Annotated in this window: 13 protein-coding genes; 2 read left to right on the forward strand and 11 right to left on the reverse strand. The window is 45.6% G+C overall.

The window, feature by feature from the left end; translation table 11 throughout:
• Positions 1 to 10 precede the first annotated feature (10 nt).
• From ACUUHJ_RS23945 to ACUUHJ_RS23985, 9 genes are all read right to left on the reverse strand, one after another.
• On the reverse strand, positions 11 to 844 hold the full coding sequence (locus ACUUHJ_RS23945) for an alpha/beta fold hydrolase (RefSeq protein WP_289674105.1): 834 nt from the start codon (positions 842 to 844) through the stop codon (positions 11 to 13).
• A gap of 65 nt (positions 845 to 909) precedes the next feature.
• Positions 910 to 2,013 (reverse strand): Ger(x)C family spore germination protein, encoded by a 1,104-nt coding sequence (locus tag ACUUHJ_RS23950; protein WP_289674106.1) that lies wholly within the window; start codon positions 2,011 to 2,013, stop codon positions 910 to 912.
• Positions 2,010 to 3,119 (reverse strand): GerAB/ArcD/ProY family transporter, encoded by a 1,110-nt coding sequence (locus tag ACUUHJ_RS23955; protein WP_289674107.1) that lies wholly within the window; start codon positions 3,117 to 3,119, stop codon positions 2,010 to 2,012. The genes ACUUHJ_RS23950 and ACUUHJ_RS23955 overlap by 4 nt, the downstream gene beginning before the upstream one ends.
• Positions 3,120 to 3,136: 17 nt before the next feature.
• On the reverse strand, positions 3,137 to 4,612 hold the full coding sequence (locus tag ACUUHJ_RS23960) for a spore germination protein (protein ID WP_472300097.1): 1,476 nt from the start codon (positions 4,610 to 4,612) through the stop codon (positions 3,137 to 3,139).
• 150 nt (positions 4,613 to 4,762) lie between these two features.
• Positions 4,763 to 5,818, reverse strand: a complete 1,056-nt coding sequence (locus ACUUHJ_RS23965) for an ABC transporter substrate-binding protein (RefSeq protein ID WP_015892665.1) — start codon at positions 5,816 to 5,818, stop codon at positions 4,763 to 4,765.
• 60 nt (positions 5,819 to 5,878) lie between these two features.
• Positions 5,879 to 6,676, reverse strand: a complete 798-nt coding sequence (locus tag ACUUHJ_RS23970; RefSeq protein ID WP_015892666.1) for an ABC transporter permease — start codon at positions 6,674 to 6,676, stop codon at positions 5,879 to 5,881.
• Positions 6,673 to 7,476 (reverse strand): ABC transporter permease, encoded by an 804-nt coding sequence (locus ACUUHJ_RS23975; protein ID WP_049684184.1) that lies wholly within the window; start codon positions 7,474 to 7,476, stop codon positions 6,673 to 6,675. The genes ACUUHJ_RS23970 and ACUUHJ_RS23975 overlap by 4 nt, the downstream gene beginning before the upstream one ends.
• Before the next feature lie 44 nt (positions 7,477 to 7,520).
• Entirely contained in the window at positions 7,521 to 8,507 is a 987-nt protein-coding gene (locus tag ACUUHJ_RS23980) for an ABC transporter ATP-binding protein (RefSeq protein ID WP_289674109.1), read from the reverse strand.
• 154 nt (positions 8,508 to 8,661) lie between these two features.
• Positions 8,662 to 9,612: a DMT family transporter gene (locus ACUUHJ_RS23985; protein ID WP_472300098.1), complete on the reverse strand. Its 951-nt coding sequence runs from the start codon at positions 9,610 to 9,612 to the stop codon at positions 8,662 to 8,664.
• A 135-nt stretch (positions 9,613 to 9,747) separates the two neighbouring features.
• Between ACUUHJ_RS23985 and ACUUHJ_RS23990 the strand changes: the two genes are divergently transcribed.
• Together ACUUHJ_RS23990 and ACUUHJ_RS23995 are read left to right on the forward strand one after the other, a co-directional pair.
• The gene (locus tag ACUUHJ_RS23990; RefSeq protein ID WP_472300099.1) at positions 9,748 to 11,097 is read left to right on the forward strand and encodes an aminotransferase-like domain-containing protein; all 1,350 of its coding nucleotides are present in this window, start codon (positions 9,748 to 9,750) and stop codon (positions 11,095 to 11,097) included.
• Positions 11,098 to 11,419: 322 nt separating this feature from the next.
• Positions 11,420 to 12,043, forward strand: a complete 624-nt coding sequence (locus ACUUHJ_RS23995) for a YqaA family protein (RefSeq protein ID WP_289674112.1) — start codon at positions 11,420 to 11,422, stop codon at positions 12,041 to 12,043.
• Between the two features lie 125 nt (positions 12,044 to 12,168).
• Here the strand turns inward: ACUUHJ_RS23995 and ACUUHJ_RS24000 are convergent.
• Together ACUUHJ_RS24000 and ACUUHJ_RS24005 are read right to left on the reverse strand one after the other, a co-directional pair.
• A protein-coding gene (locus tag ACUUHJ_RS24000) for an IS1182 family transposase (RefSeq protein ID WP_472301237.1) occupies positions 12,169 to 13,499 on the reverse strand; the annotation gives its coding sequence in 2 pieces (ribosomal slippage) (positions 12,169 to 12,959 and positions 12,959 to 13,499; 1,332 coding nt in all).
• Between the two features lie 172 nt (positions 13,500 to 13,671).
• Positions 13,672 to 15,810, reverse strand: coding sequence for an ATP-dependent Clp protease ATP-binding subunit (locus ACUUHJ_RS24005; protein WP_472300100.1), 2,139 nt, complete (start codon positions 15,808 to 15,810; stop codon positions 13,672 to 13,674).
• Positions 15,811 to 15,896 lie beyond the last annotated feature (86 nt).

The following is a 15,896-nucleotide window of genomic DNA, read 5'->3' on the forward strand; positions in this document are numbered from 1 at the left end:
TTAAACTGTATTAGGATGATTTTACAATGTTTTGTGCGAGAAATTCCAGGACAAGCTTGTTGAATACTTCTGGTTGATCCATCGGTGGGATATGCGCTGAATCAGGCAGGATGACTTTTTTTGCGCCTGTAATCCGCTCACCTAACACATCGGCGATCTGTAAAAAATCAGGATAATCCCGCCCTCCTGCAATAACGAGTGTCGGGGCTTTGATTTCTTCCAAGCGCTCGATTGGTGATGGGGATAAAGTTTCCAATCCAACTCCAAACTCCGGCAGTGAAAAGGCGTGTCTGTTTATTTCTTTAAAGCGGTTACGCGCTTCGCGAGCTTGCTCATTTACTGGCTGACCAGGACCGTCAAACCACATTTGTGCCGTCATTTCCAACGCTTCCTCTGTCGTGCCACGCTGACATACTTGATTAAAGCGTTCTACATCGTGCAGCCTTTGTTCACTTCTTGGGTGGACAAACAAGCCGGACGCAACCAGAATCAAGCTGCTCACCATCTGCGGATAAGCAAGGGCGAACTCCTGCGCGACCATTCCCCCAAACGAAAGCCCAGCCACATGCGCTTTTTCGATACCAAGCCCTTGCAGAACTGCTTTCACATCGTCATACAAGGTATAAGGAACGTCAGTCGCCAGTGTTTTACCGAACCCGCGGATATCAAAGCGAACGACCTTATACGTCTGTGCAAATGCTTGCAGCTGGGCATCCCATAGCCTTGTATCCAGATTGAAGCCGTGGATCAATAAGAGCGGTTCGCCTTCCCCTGCTACTTCATAGTAAATGCGTGCGCCATTTGTTTCGAGAAAGCCGGTTTGTACAGACTGCCTGTTTTCCATTTTTTCTCACCTCCCCCTCACTATCTCACCCGGGGTTGTAGCTTGTCTATTTATTTTTGTTCCGATTACCCAATGACGCCTGTACGTAAAATCTTGATCTCGACATCCACCTCATATTTCGCCTTTTTCATGATTTCCCGACATTCATCTTTACTCAATTTCTTTTTCCCGCTCTTTTGAATGGCTATATTGTAGATTTCCCCAAATCCTACCGGGTCTACATCGTGTTTTCTTAACTTTTCCAGTAATTGTTCCGTCTCTTTTTTCACAGCCAGTTCGATTGCTTTTTGTACCTTTTTCAACTGCTCAGGCTTTGATAAATCAATCTTTTCAGCCATTTCCTGAATCTGCGCTGTCATCTTGACTTTCACAGAAAATCTGGGTTTCTCCAAATCCAGTACTTTAATTTGCTTTTTGCTTGAGATATGTTCAATGACAGTAAAAAGACGCTTTTTATCGAGGGAAATGTTTATTTCCAATTCCCCCTTATTGTAACGCTCACGTAATATCTTGAGGAAAAACCCTTCTCTTGTTGTAATCTCTGCCACCAGTTTTTGATCTCGAAACAGACCAATTTGATTAATATGCAATTCGTTCTTTACTCTTTCGATATAAGGCATCACGGGATCTTTCCCCATTGCATAATAATCTTTCATGAACTCATGAAGTTTCGAGGAGATCATATTCTCTCCTTCGACGTTCTGTCGTATGGCTTGATAGAGGTAAATTCCAATGTTGCTGTTCTCGGGGTAGCGATGTGTCAAAATATCATACGCTCTTCCTTTGGCTACCGTTAAATAGACATTGCTTCCAATGGAGGCATCACGCGTTAAGTTTTCCACAAGAGACAGGATTCCTTTACGTGCTAACTCATCGTGGTAGACCACGACGCGAATTTGACCGCCTACAATTTTTTTGGAAGACTCCCTGTTCTGTGCAACGGTAAGTCCTTTGCTTGTATGGGCTGTGCCAGAAATCACAGTGACCAACTCACGTGCCTCCGGATCAATTTGATAAAACACCGTGGTACCTAACAGCTTTCCGTCTTTACTAAGATCGTACCCCACTGCAACCGCCAGTCCCAACTTTTCTAATACATGTTGCTCCCCACAGCCGTTCAATAACACGACCACTAATAAATAGTGAACAAGCAAACGTAACCTTTTCATGTCCGGACCGCTCCCTTCCGAAACAGCCGAATCACTATATAAAGCACGATCGGATAAATAAAAATGATATAGAAACCTACTCCACCGAAAATATCCGTGATGAGATTAATCGACTGGCGTGTTTCCAAAAAATTGCTTGCAAAAAACATAACACCAACAATCCCGATAAGGGCCATTCTCTCCTTGACCCCACTAATATGGTGAACCCCCCGCATGGCTACCCACAGGTTCATCAGCAAATTATCCAGCATGATGAGCATCCACAGTGAGATGGACACAAACTCAAAACGCTCCAAAAACGGAAACTCTACAATTTTCATCATCATTAGCGTTGCCCAGATAAGATGCTGAAGCTGTTCCCCTTGAAAGTACAAGAGTGTAACCAGCATGACTGCCACATACAAGAAGGTGGTCATGAACAGGCCACCATGTACATATCGCGGTAGCATTTCCTTTTCCTTCACAAACGGATAGATGAACAAAATAATCTCAAATCCGATGATGGAAAAAGACATCTTCTTCGCACCGTCCATAAGCTCTACAAGATCATGATGAAAGACTGGCTGCAATAAATGAAAATCGGCGTATTGCATGGGGTAAACCAAGAGCAGTAACTGCCAAAGCGTCAACCCGACAGAAAAAAAGCTAATGCCAGCCAGCACCCGAATACCACCCGTCACTCCATAAATGGCCAGGCAAAGCAAGGAGGCATTTAATATCCAGGAAGGCACTCCTGGAAACATCCATGACTGAATGATCTCGATGTACCCTCTCAAGATCGTTAAGGCAGAGCCCATGATATATACGATAAAGATGAAATTAAGAACGCGTGCAGGCCATTTTCCAAATACCGTTTGATGAATGTCATACAAATCCATGTCTTTGTATTTCGCTAAGATTTTTAGCATGAACCATGCTGCTATATGGGTCATAATGCCTGCTATAATGACCGAAATCCAGGCGTCTTGCTGCACCCTATCATAAATAAAGCGTTGTACGCCCGCTATGCCGATTCCAACCTGATTGCTATGAACCATAAATAACGCAAGCGATACGCTGATAGCCATGTGGGTATTTCGACGAAAAGTGGACCGTGACATTGACATTCTCATTCAACACCTAACTACTGAACTGGTCTTTTTTTCCCGGCCTCATCAGGCACACGGGTATCGTCAGGAGAACGTGTCATAGCCGGACGCTTGCCGAGAGAGTAAAAAGGAAACCGGATCAGACTGTTTTTAATATCCTGCAAGCGAAAAGGAAAAAAGGGAAGAAAAAACGGACGTCCCAGACTTGATTGACGCAGGATGTGTATCAAGAGAAAAGACGCACCTAGCATAATACCAAACCCTCCCCAAATCCCAGCTAACACGATAATCGGAAAGCGGAGGATTCGGACTGCCGTACTCATCATGTAGGAAGGAAAAGTAAAGGAAGCTAATGCACTGAGCGCCACAATCATGATCAATATGTTACTGGTAAAACCTGCTGCAACCGCTGCCTGTCCAATTACGATACCGCCGACGATCCCTATCGTTTGCCCAACTTTAAAAGGAAGTCTCGCACCAGCCTCCCGCAAGAATTCAATAATCATCTCAAGCAGCAAAGCTTCAAACAAGGGGGGAAAAGGTACCTTGGAACGAGACTTTACGAGCGATACAAGGAGAGCAGATGGAATCATTTCATAATGGAACGTAAGTGCAGCCACGTAAGTAGCAGTAAAAAACAAAGAGACAAAAAGGGCCGAGAAACGTAACAATCGAATGAAGGAAGCCATTTGCCACCGGATATAAAGATCTTCATTGGACTTGAAAAAGTCCACGAAGGAACTGGGACCGACGATAGCAAACGGGCTCCCCTCGACAAATACGACTACCTTTCCTTCCAACAGGGCTTCACTTACATGATCAGGTCGTTCTGTCAGGATTAGCTGTGGAAAAATAGAGAACGTATTGTCATCAATCAGTTGAACCAATTTTCCGCTGTCAACCACACCGTCTATATCTAGATCTCGTAAACGCTGAATGAAGGTTTGAACATTTTCAGGAGCCGCCAGTTCCTCCATGTAGCATACTTCCACATTCGTCCAGCTACGTTTCCCAATCGTAATAGTTACGTTGGTAAGCAAATCAGTTGAAAGATATCCCTGTAGAACCCCTAAATTGGTTTCCAAGTCTTCTGTAAAAGAAACCTGAGGACCGAAAATCTGGGTTTCGACCTGAGCCTCTCCCAAAGAACGACTCGGTATTCTTGCTACATAGAGAAGAATCCCGCACGCTATTCCTTCGATTTGAAGGTAAACCCATCCCCTCACCAGATAATCGCTGACTTGTCTGTAATCCATGGTTTTGGTGACATGAGCAACAGGAACATTCCCCAAAATCGTATCAGGATCGATCTTTTCGTCAGGTAATCTTTCGAAATAAGGAAGCAACACCTGCTGAAGAATGACCGTATCGACTAGATAGGGTAGGTAGGCTAGCAACAAGCTATTGGTTCCACAAGAAAGGGTACGAAACACCATTCGCGGATTTCGCATGTGATCCCATAATTTTTCTCGCGTCTCGCTAACGGATTCAGATATCATGTTGGTTGTCATCTTATGTTTGCCCCAATATATGGTGTCCCCTTATTATTTTTCCAATGCCCTCGCTCTATTCCCCTTTCAAGCCGAAGAGTAGGCTCCCAGACAAAATAAAAACAAAAAAACCGAGACGGAAATGCTCCATCTCGGTTCGTTCACCACTATTTATCTGCCGCTCTTCATTTCAGTCCAGTAGCGGTCGTATTGCTGCAAGGTTTCTCCTACATCCACCAGCCACTCCGCACGGGCAATGTCTGCTGTATCCAGGAAGACCATCTTGTTGGCACGGTATTCTTCACTGTGCAGTGGGTATGCTTTTTCGTTCGGGTTACTGTAACCGATAGACTCGTAGTTTTTCACACTGACCTCTGGGTCCATCAGGTAATTGATGAACTTCTCAGCCATTTCCTTGTTCTTAGCGCCCTTTGGAATTGCCATCGTGTCTGCCCAGATCGTTGCGCCCTCTTTTGGAATGACGTACTCTACATCTGGATTTTGTGCGTGAATGAAAGCCGCGTCACCGGACCAAACCGTTCCGATCCACGCTTCTTCCGCAATCATCTTTTGCTTGATGTTGTCTGTATCAAAAGCAACAACATTCGGTACTACTTTTTTCAAATCAGCAAAGGACTTTTCCAGTTCCTCTTTGTTCGTCGTGCTATTGGAGAAGCCATTTTTGATCAATGCCATTCCCATAACCTCACGAGGGTCATTCAGCATGATGACACGGCCCTTGTAAGCTTCGTTCCACAGATCATTCCAGCTTGTCGGGGTTTCTTTTACATATTTCTTGTTGTAAGCGATCCCGGTAATTCCCCATGTATATACGAGTGAATACTTGTTTTCTTTGTCAAAAGGAGGTGTCTTGAACGTAGACACGATATTGCCCATGTTCGGGATGTTCGCTTTGTTCAGTTCTTCCAGGAGACCCAGTTGAATCATGGTACCTACCATGTAGTCGGAAGGCTGAATCAGGTCGTAGCCAGATGCACCTGCTTGAATTTTTGCCAGCATTTCTTCGTTGCTGCCGTATACATCATAGTTGACCTTCACGTTGAATTTTTGCTCAAAACCTTTGATGACGTCTGGGTCGAAGTTGTCTGCCCAGCTGTAAATATTCAATACTTGTTGCTCTTGCTCAGATGACGATGAGCAGCCTACAGCAGTCACCGCAAGTACGGCGGTCAGAGCGCCGATCATCAAGGACTTGAAACGTTTCATTTTTTCCTCTCAACCTCCAAATCAGTTATGGGATTGCCTTATGAAAACTCCATGATGGTTCTAAAAGATGGATTGATTATTTTTCGAGTCTTTGCGGCGGAAAATCTCTGCCACCACAACCAACAGCACGGTGCTCACGATCAAAAGTGTCGAGAGTGCATTCACTTCTGGCGAAACGCCTCGTTTTACCAACCCATAAATGTAGAGTGGCAATGTAGTCGAATTCGGACCAGCCACGAAGAACGAAATAATGAAATCGTCCAGCGACAGGGTAAACGACATCAGGAAGCCTGCGATGATCCCTGGCATGATCAGGGGCAGCGTCACATAGCGCAATGTCTCCCATGGAGTTGCTCCCAAATCTTGAGACGCTTCTTCTAGTTCTTTGCCCATATCAGCCAAACGTCCAGAAATAATAACCATTACATAGGGCATGCTAAACGTAACATGCGCCAGGATCAGGGTCACTTTCCCCAGCTCCATCTGTACCTGACTAAATAGCACGAGCATAGCCAACCCCATCATGATCTCCGGGATGACGATCGGCAAGTACATTAACCCGTTGAAGATATTGCTCCAACGCAGGGAAAAGTGCTTAACCGCCAGAGAAGCAGCCGTACCCAATACCGTTGCAATGACGCTACTGATAACCCCAATCGTCAAACTGTTCATCAGCGCTTGCATGACCTGCCTGTTTTCAAACAAAGAAACGTACCACTTCCACGTAAAACCAGTCCACGTAGCGTTGATCCGTGAATCATTGAACGAATAAAGGACAAGGATCAAGATTGGCAGATACAAAAAGACCAGCATCAGCCATGAGTATCCTGATAGTGCGTTTCGACGTAATGTTTTCATGCTGATCCCTCCTTTGTCTCGCTCGCTTTGGTAGCGCGGAAATAAAGAAGAATCAACAGCATGGACAATAGCATCAGCACGATGGACAAGGCAGAACCAAACGGCCAGTCACGGGCAGACAAAAATTGATTTTGAATGACGTTTCCGATCAGAGCCGATTTCGCTCCTCCCATGACATCCGGAACGACGAACATCCCGATGGAAGAAACAAATACGAGGATCGATCCAGTGACGACACCTGTCTTGGTCATTGGCAGAGTCACGTGCCAGAAAGCCTTCCAAGGTGTTGCACCCAGATCATACGCTGCTTCCAGCTTGCGGCGATCCATCTGCTCCAGTGACACATAAATCGGCAGTACCATGAACGGCATAAGCGTGTACACCATCCCGAGCAGGACAGAACCCGAATTGTACAGAAGTGGCAGCGGCTCCGAAATAATGCCCAGCGATTGCAGGAACGTATTGATTACGCCTTGCGAACGCAGGATGATTACCCACGCATAGGAACGAACCAAGAAATTGATCCAAAACGGAATCATCACGAGCAACAGCCATATTTGCTGAGTCGATTTTTCCAGCCGTGAAATGTAATACGCCAACGGATAGCCGCACAAAATCGAAAATACAGTTGTTAAAACCGCTACGACCAACGTATCCCAAAAAATTTGGCCATACAACGGATCGAAAATACGAATGTAATTGTTCAGGGTAAACTCATAGACAACTTGCCCGTACGTGCCTCTTTTGAGGAAAGACAGTATGGCGATCATAAGCATAGGCAGGACGAAAAGCGCACCCATCCATAAAAGGGCGGGAAGCGCGAGCAGTTTTACCGGCTTCTTGTTTAACAAGGAAGGATCACCTCGTCCGTCTGTGCCCAGCCAATGGCCACTTGATCTCCCACCTGCCAGTCCAGACCGTCACCTGCGTACTGATGTGCCATTACGGTCATATCCTGCCCCTCAAGGCGGATAAATACCTTGCGCAAATTGCCGAGGAACACTGCGTCAGCAATGGTGCCCAGCTTCTTGTGCTTGTCCTTGTCGGAGTCAACCGGGTACAACTTGATCTTTTCCGGACGTACCGCTGCATTCGTTCCGTTTTCCCGGAAAATGTTGTTTTCCCCAATAAAGGTAGCCACAAACAAGGTTTGCGGGGAGTTGTAAATCTCTGCTGGAGAAGCAATCTGTTCAATTCGTCCCTTGTTCATGACCGCGATTCGATCGGACATCGCCATCGCTTCTTCTTGGTCATGGGTAACGTAAATGAACGTTATCCCTAGGTTTTTCTGCAAGTTTTTCAGTTCAAGCTGCAAACTTTTTCGCAATTGGTAGTCTAAAGCACCTAATGGCTCGTCCAGAAGCAGAACGCGTGGGTTGTTAATAATCGCCCGTGCGATTGCTACGCGCTGCTGTTGTCCGCCAGATAGCTGCTTTGGCGTACGTTTCCGCAATTCTGTCAGTTGGACGTACTGAAGTACTTCCTCCAAACGCTTTTGTTGTTCAGCTGTGTTCACTTTTTTCATTTTCAAGCCAAACAGGATGTTTTGCTCCACGGTCATGTGTGGAAACAAAGCATATTGCTGGAACACCATGTTCATATCGCGCTGATACGGTGGCACATGGCTAAGGGGCTTTTCGTCTAGGAAAATTTCCCCGGTCGTTGGCTGCTCAAAACCAGCAATCATTCGCAGCAGTGTCGTTTTCCCACAGCCGCTGGGGCCGAGTAACGTCAAAAACTCCCCTTCTTCAATGGAGAGAGAAAAAGAGGGGACGACGACAGTATCTGCAAATCTCTTTTCAATCGAATCCAGATGTATAATTTTTTTCATTCCGTCATCTCACCATATGTCATTATACTCACAATCTAGGTAACTATATCGTGTATGATACGATTTGTAAACAGTTTCACGAACGATTCCTCCTCAAAAACAAACAGAGCCAATGAATAAACATTCGCTCTGTTGCGTATCCTTTCTCTTTTTCTCACACAGATGTAGATTTCGATTGAGGCGTGTGCTTCTGTTTTTTTAATTTTGCCCCTAGGAAATTCGTCCCAATCACCCCGATAATAATCATCACTGCGCCAATGAGATGGTAGTATGCCAGTTGTTCCTGCAAAAAGATAACGCCTGCCACGATCGTAACCAACGTAGACAAATTGTTAAACACGCTGAGTTTGGATGCCTCCATCTTGGACAAGGCAAAGTTGGTCATAAAGGACGTCATGAGCGAGGACAGAATCCCCAAAAATACAATCGAGATGATAAATGTCGAACTGGCGAAAGGAGCAAAATAGGTCGATAAAGTCCCCTCTGCACTGTGGCGAATGACTGACCAGCCGTTAAAAAACAAAAATCCGAGTAACGCCACCATATACGTCATGTCTATATAATGAAAGGACTTTGTCATTTTCCTCGCCAGAACACTATACCCCGCCAAAGAAAACGCAGATAACAGGATGAGAATGGTACCGATACTGCTCCCTGAGCCTGAGCTTACACCCAACCCCTTCATTGCAAAAATGTACACGACACCTCCGACGGATAAAAGCGTGGACAGCTTTTGCAGCCACGTAGAAGACTCTCCCAAAAAGAATGCCGCCATGACCATAGTAAAAATCGGAACGGTTGCTTGAATAATTCCCGCCTCAGACGAAGTGGTATACACCAATCCAAACGCCTGAAGGGTAAAGAACAGAATGGGGTACAGCATGGCGAGCGGTATAATCGTGAGCATGTCTTTTGGTTTGATGGACAGCTTGATCCACCCAAACAAGATCGGGATAGAAGCAACGATAAATGCCACGGTAAAACGGTGTGCCAAAGTATCAACCGGATTGGTTACAGCGAGTGCCATTTTCAGAAACAAAAACGACAAGCCGGTAATCCCTGCGTTCAGTAATGCCGCAAGAATCGCTTTTTGTTGGTCTTTCATCGTATGTATCTCTCCTACTGGGGACTTTTTACAGACGGCCGTCTTAGGTTAATAGTAATGGGGGATCAATCGTGCTACAATGCAAAAAAGGAGTAACTGTACCGATACAAATTCGGCGTAAGGGACTGTTTTTAGATGCACAAATATTTGCAGCTTCAAAATGAACTCGAAACGTTGATTGAAAGCCTCTCCTATCAAGACGGAGACCGGCTTCCCTCCATTCGGGAGCTCGCCACTCGCTACCAATGCAGCAAAAGCACCGTGATCCGCACCTTGGATGAACTCGAAAAGCGTCATCTCATCTATTCGGTCGACCGAAGCGGCTACTACGTCGTGAAAAAGCGAAGGAAGATACAGCCCGCAGATACGTCGATAATCGATTTTGCGACCTCTGCTCCCGATCCTGACCTCTTTCCTTATGTCGACTTTCAACACTGCATCAATAAAGCGATTGAAACCTATAAAAACGATCTTTTCATATACGGAACCACACAAGGCCTGCCATCACTCATTGCCGTCATCGCCAAGCTACTTGGGAACCATCAGGTTTTTACGGACCCGAGCAATATTTTCATTACCTCCGGTGTCCAACAAGCTCTAACCTTGCTGTGCAGCCTTCCTTTTCCAAATGGCAAAAAAACGATTCTGATTGAGCAGCCCAGCTACCACCTTTTCATTGAAAGCTTGCAAGTACGCAAGAATCCTGTTCTCGGGATCAAGCGGACTGCCCAAGGAATCGATTTCGAAGAGCTAGAGTCTATTTTCCGAACGGGAGAAATCAAGTTTTTCTATACGATGCCTCGCTATCATAGCCCGCTCGGGACGTCATACAGCCGAAAGGATAAACAGCGCATTGTGGAGCTTGCCCAGCAGTACGACGTCTATCTCGTGGAAGACGATTACATGGCAGACCTTGAGCATGACAGCAAAGCCGATCCGCTCTTTGCCTATGACCGTTTTTCTCGCACGATCTATGTAAAAAGCTATTCCAAGATTATTTTTCCCGGGCTCCGTCTGGGTGTAGCTGTTATACCTGATGCGCTAAAAGATTCCTTCAACCAACACAAACGACTCATGGATATCGACAGCTCCATGCTATCTCAAGCTGCGCTGGAAATTTACCTAAAAAGCGGAATGTTCGAGCGACACAAGCAAAAGATACGCAGTTCCTATCACCGGCGATCCAACCTGCTAATGGCGTCCTTGAACCAGTTCGCGGCGAATGAAGAGCATCTGTTCACCTTTCAACCCCTTGCGTATCCGGGGATTCATACGCATATTGTGTTGAACGATTCTATTCCGGTCCCTGCTGTTATCAGCCAGCTCAAAAAACGCTCGATCCTTGTGGATGCTACTGACAAAAATTACTTGCTGGGTTTTCCGCAAGAAAATATGTTAAAGCTGAATGTGTCCTATGCCAAGGAAACAGTGATTAAGCAAGGAATTGACGTGTTGATGGATGTGCTACGCCGCATGCACCGTTAACCTATCCGCCTTAAGTCGTAGATAAAATCCGGCGGGGGGGTGTTTTTGGACAACAATGAAACCTCGATAATGGAACTATTGAGTAACCAGAAAACGATCTACATCGTATTATCAGATACAAGGAACATGGTTTACCCGGAAGATTCTCTGGTATAAATTGTTTCAAGATGCAGGGATTGGGGTATTTCGTTGTATAATAAGTGAATCCATATCAAAAAAATTCGTTCCATAGTCGGCCAGTTTGAAGTAGAATCGCATCTATACACATACTTAATTGAGTTGATGACTGGCAGTTAACGATAGAATGACAAAGGAGAAATAGATGCTTCAGAACATTTTAGATTTCTTAATGGAATACGGCTATTTAGGAATGTTCATCCATTCTTTTGCAGACGCAGTCATCTTTCCCGTTCCTGCCTTCTTTCTTCAAGTGCCACTCAGCCTCGTTGACCCTTCGCAGGCATTGTGGATTGCTACGGTAGGCTACATCGCTTGTCTCATAGGGACTCCCGTCGGTTATTTTATCGGTAAAGTACTAGGTAAATCCGTTCTGTACAAACTTCTCAAGAAGGAATGGATTGACTCTGCCACAGAGATGTTTCAAAAGAAGGGCGAAGTCGCGATCTTCATCGGTTCGTTTACACCGATTCCGTTTAAAGTATTTACAATCATGTCGGGTTGCTTGAAATTCCCGTTGTGGAAATTGATCGGGTATGCCGCGATTGGACGGGCAGTCAAATTTTACGCAGTTGGATTCTTGTTCTATTTTTACGGTAAAATGGCGGAAAATATGGTCCATAACGTTTCTCTCTATATCTTTCTCACCGTGGTGCCGCTCATCTTGGTCGGGTTATGGGTGAAGAAAATCGTCGCCAAGCGCCGCCAGCTAAAAATGGAAAGTACTGGCGTCAGCAATGGCATCAATGAGAAACTCATGAATAAATAAAGAAGATCGTAAAAAGCAAAGAAACCCCAGATCGGGGTTTCTTCAGACTGAAGAGAAACCCCCTTTTGGGGGATTTCTTTTGGTATTGTTCCAGCACGAAGTGCTGAAAAAAGGATAGCCTGCACCTAACTTGCTTTCGCTAGGTGTAGTGCTATCCTTTTAATGTTTTGTACTGTTGCTGTCATCAATACTTGCTCTTGGACATTTTCGCGTCCGAGTAACCTACAATAGCGAAGCCCATGCAGTTCTTTAGCATCTGCAAAGCTTCGCTCTATGGTTTGGTATCTTAATCTATATAAATATTTCCCCGATTTACTTAAACGGTTCTGTCGAACCCATTCCTTACTCTCTTCCCAAACGTGCCTGCTTATCACCTTTTGGTGATTTTTAGATCGGGTACACTCAGTAAGCCTTGGACAAGTTTTACATATTTCTTTATTGGACTTATACATCCTGTATCCGTTTCGATCGGTAGTCGAATAAGTAAGCGTATGTTTTTGAGGACATGTGTACACATCGCACTCCAGATCATATTTAAAGCGCCATTTAGCAAAAAGACCTTTAACAGGTGTAAAGGCACGATGACCGATGACAGCAAATACATTTATATCGTGAAGTGCCTTGCAGATTGGAGTAGTTAAATAACCAGCATCTAATGCAATAGCTTCAATTGTATCCTGAAACCCAAACTTCTCGATTTGGAGATTCAGCCTATCTATGTAAGGAACGGAATCATGGACATTGCCAGCAGTGACATGGACATCGGTAATAATATTGTACTTATGATCGACAGTCCGGTGATCGAGATAGAAAAAGCCTTCGGGCTTGCTGTCTCGAACCATGTAGCCACTTTCCGGATCAGTGGTACTCACCTTGATTTCCTTTTCTTCCTTCACACCCTCTCTAGGCTTCAATCCTTTTTTCCATGTACCTCACGGTCTTCATTAATTGCTACCTCTAAATCTTTGAGATAGGCACGACTCGTTTTCTCGATGACATGCTTCTTAAATTTTCGTTTATTCGCATTTGCTTTAAGATGTGTGGAATCACTTATCAATACACGGCCAGCGACCATTCGATGCTGAATCGCCAAGCGCACAATTTCATCAAAAATCTCCTGAAAAACATTTGTATTTTTAAAACGGGTTCGACGATTCCAACTGATTGTTGTGTGATCTGGAACTCGATCTGTTAAAGAAAGGCCAAGAAACCAACGATAGGCGATATTAGTCTGGATTTCTTTTTCGAGCTGCCTCTCTGAGCGGATACCGTAAAGGTATCCAATGAAAATCATTTTAAATAAAACAATAGGATCAATGGAAGGTCTACCGTTATCCTCGCAATAATATTGACGTACTTTTTCCCGGATGAAGGAGAAATCTATATGTTTCTGGATGACTCTTAATAAATGGTCTTCTGGGACCAATTCATCAAGGCACACAAATTCGTAATGCATTTGCGGATTTTTATCATTGGAGGTAAGCACAATTATCACCTACTATAAAATGTAATTATAAGAATTATAACAAATTAACGCGGTGTCGTATTAAAACTAAGTGAAATAAAAATGGCTGTCGACTTTCTCGACAGCCTGAAACCCCAGATCGGGGTTTCTTTTTTTACAACTGTTATCCTTTTTTCACTCGAATTACATCATCCTCGACATCAATGACCATTGCTGTCACATTGTCTTCTTCCATCACCAGATCCGCAATGCCATCCTCAACATATTGCTGAATCACGCGGCGCAATGGACGTGCCCCGAAGGAAGGGTTGTAGCCCAGCTCAGCCAGCTTTTCTTTTGCGGCATCAGTCACGCTGATCTCCATTCCTTGCTCAGACAGATTGCCCATGACATCTTGCAGCAGCAGATCGACGATTTTGACCAAATCCTGTTTTTCCAGATGAGCAAAGGAAATGATCGAGTCGAAGCGGTTCAGGAACTCCGGCTTGAAGTACGCTCCCAGAGAATCCAGCACGGTGGCAGGCTCGGGCGCTTGTGCTCCAAAGCCAACGGAGATTTTACGCTCGATCACACCGGCATTGCTCGTCGCAATGATGACCGTCTCCTTAAAATTCACCGTACGGCCCTGACTATCTGTCAGACGGCCATCCTCCAGAATTTGCAGGAACATGTGCATCACGTCTGGATGTGCTTTTTCGATCTCATCCAGCAGGATAATGCTGTACGGATTGCGGCGTACGCGCTCAGTCAGCTGACCTGCTTCCTCATGACCGACGTAGCCAGGAGGAGAACCGATCAATTTGGATACCGAGTGCTTCTCCATGTACTCGCTCATATCGAGGCGAATCATGGAATCACGGGTACCAAACAGCTCCTCTGCCAGCGCTTTGGACAGCTCTGTTTTCCCTACGCCAGTCGGACCGACGAACAGGAAGGAAGCAATCGGTCTGTTTTTCGGTTTCAGACCTGCCCGACTGCGTCGAATCGCCTTCGCTACTTGTGTGACCGCCTCGGACTGGCCAATGACTTTTGCTTCCAAATGAGCTGCCAGGTTTTTCATTTTCATCTGCTCATCACTTTGCAGCTTGGTAACAGGAATCCCGGTCTTTTGCTCGATCAAGGCTTGGATGTCTGTGACGTCAACCTTGACCCGTTGGTCCTTGCCCTCGATTTGATCCAGCTTCTCTAAAATGCCCGCTTCCTCGTCTCGCAGACGGGCAGCTCGTTCGTATGCTTCTTGCTCCGTCGCTTCCTTTTTCTCCTGATTAATTTGCGCAAGACGCTCATGTAACTCTGACGTATCCACCACGGAGGATCTCAGGTTCAAACGCGAGCCCACTTCATCCATGAGATCAATCGCCTTGTCAGGTAAGAATCGATCCTGGATGTAGCGATGGGAGTATTCCACGGCGGCACGGATGACATCATCCGAGTAAGCGACTTGGTGGAATGCTTCGTATTTCGGGCGCAAACCTTTTAAAATCTCGATGGCTTGTTCTACGGTTGGTTCCTTGACCATGACTGGCTGCAGACGGCGCTCCAGAGCAGCGTCTTTTTCAATCACGCGATACTCTTTTAACGTAGTTGCCCCAATCAGCTGCAACTCACCGCGAGCAAGAGCTGGCTTCAGGATGTTCCCAGCATCCATGGATCCTTCCGCAGAGCCTGCCCCCACCAGTAGATGAATCTCATCCACAAACAGGATGACGTTTTTGCGTTTTTGCAGCTCGGCAATCACTTGCTTCATTTTTTCCTCGAACTGTCCGCGAATTCCCGTCCCTGCAACCAGAGAGGCGACATCTAAAATGTACACCTGCTTGTTTTTCAGCTTGGTCGGTACTTGCCCTTCCGTAATGCGCAGAGCGAGGCCTTCCGCAATCGCCGTCTTCCCGACCCCTGGCTCCCCGATCAGAACCGGATTGTTTTTGTTGCGTCGGTTCAAAATCTCGATGACACGCTCAATTTCTTGTTCGCGTCCAATCACAGGGTCAATCAGTCCGGCACGTGCCGCATCGTTTAGATTACGTCCAAGGTCATCGAGGATGCCCCCACCGCGTTCTGGCGCTTGTCGCTGCGGTTGACCGGAAGCTTTGCCCGGATTCATCTGGCCTTGAGCAAAGCCTTGCAGGAACTCATCCAGTCCAGAGAAGGAGGAGAAAGGACTAAAGCCCATGCCCACTCCCATTTTGTTGGTCAGCTTTGTTTTGCAATCCTGGCACAGATCGTATTTTTGTTGCTGATTTTGTACACGTATATGAACAGTCACAGTTGCTTCTCGTTGTTTGCAGATTTCACAATGCATATTCAATCCCCCCAAAAGCGTTGTTTTGGAATTCAGAAGATCTTTGACCTTTTCTGACCTTCGTTGACTTTATTATAGTTTGACCT

This window comes from Brevibacillus schisleri, assembly GCF_055685845.1.

What these genes read in the sequence shown, in the direction of transcription:
- ACUUHJ_RS23945 (WP_289674105.1), bottom strand. Translation starts at nt 844, where the DNA reads ATGGAAAACAGGCAGTCTGTACAAACCGGCTTTCTCGAAACAAATGGC.
- ACUUHJ_RS23950 (WP_289674106.1), bottom strand. Translation starts at nt 2,013, where the DNA reads ATGAAAAGGTTACGTTTGCTTGTTCACTATTTATTAGTGGTCGTGTTA.
- ACUUHJ_RS23955 (WP_289674107.1), bottom strand. Translation starts at nt 3,119, where the DNA reads ATGTCAATGTCACGGTCCACTTTTCGTCGAAATACCCACATGGCTATC.
- ACUUHJ_RS23960 (WP_472300097.1), bottom strand. Translation starts at nt 4,612, where the DNA reads ATGACAACCAACATGATATCTGAATCCGTTAGCGAGACGCGAGAAAAA.
- ACUUHJ_RS23965 (WP_015892665.1), bottom strand. Translation starts at nt 5,818, where the DNA reads ATGAAACGTTTCAAGTCCTTGATGATCGGCGCTCTGACCGCCGTACTT.
- ACUUHJ_RS23970 (WP_015892666.1), bottom strand. Translation starts at nt 6,676, where the DNA reads ATGAAAACATTACGTCGAAACGCACTATCAGGATACTCATGGCTGATG.
- ACUUHJ_RS23975 (WP_049684184.1), bottom strand. Translation starts at nt 7,476, where the DNA reads ATGGGTGCGCTTTTCGTCCTGCCTATGCTTATGATCGCCATACTGTCT.
- ACUUHJ_RS23980 (WP_289674109.1), bottom strand. Translation starts at nt 8,507, where the DNA reads ATGAAAAAAATTATACATCTGGATTCGATTGAAAAGAGATTTGCAGAT.
- ACUUHJ_RS23985 (WP_472300098.1), bottom strand. Translation starts at nt 9,612, where the DNA reads ATGAAAGACCAACAAAAAGCGATTCTTGCGGCATTACTGAACGCAGGG.
- ACUUHJ_RS23990 (WP_472300099.1), top strand. Translation starts at nt 9,748, where the DNA reads ATGCACAAATATTTGCAGCTTCAAAATGAACTCGAAACGTTGATTGAA.
- ACUUHJ_RS23995 (WP_289674112.1), top strand. Translation starts at nt 11,420, where the DNA reads ATGCTTCAGAACATTTTAGATTTCTTAATGGAATACGGCTATTTAGGA.
- ACUUHJ_RS24005 (WP_472300100.1), bottom strand. Translation starts at nt 15,810, where the DNA reads ATGCATTGTGAAATCTGCAAACAACGAGAAGCAACTGTGACTGTTCAT.